Raw genomic sequence first — 381 nt, 5'->3', positions numbered from 1 at the left:
GCAAATGGGTCTGTGATCAGTGCGACACCCTGACTCAGCAAGCGATGCCCGCCTATGTGATTGATAAAGGTATTGCCAGTCCTGAACTGCTCAGCCATGTGCTGGTATCGAAGTATGCCGATCATTTGCCGCTGTACCGTCAGCGCCTGATCTATCAGCGGGCTGGCATTGATCTGTCCAGATCCACGTTATCTGACTGGATTGGTCGCTGCGGTGTAGAACTGGAACCTCTGGCCAATGCCTTAAAACAGGTGGTGCTGCAACAGCGGGTGATCCATGCCGATGAAACGCCGGTCACCATCATGCGGATGGGTGAGAATGATAAAAAACCGAAGAAAGGTTATGTCTGGGCCTATGCCACTACACAGTACAATCCAGTTC

General features: G+C 52.0%; 1 protein-coding gene. It reads left to right on the top strand.

Features of this window, described 5'->3' with window-relative positions; translation table 11 throughout:
* A partial coding sequence (locus ACEO2X_RS14240) for a transposase (protein ID WP_371972190.1) occupies positions 1-381 on the top strand: 381 nt, incomplete at both ends.

The organism is Acinetobacter sp. AL9, from assembly GCF_041464035.1.
GTDB lineage: Bacteria > Pseudomonadota > Gammaproteobacteria > Pseudomonadales > Moraxellaceae > Acinetobacter > Acinetobacter towneri.
Note: the sequence above shows the minus strand (reverse complement) of the source record. Positions and strands in the feature narration are given on the sequence as shown.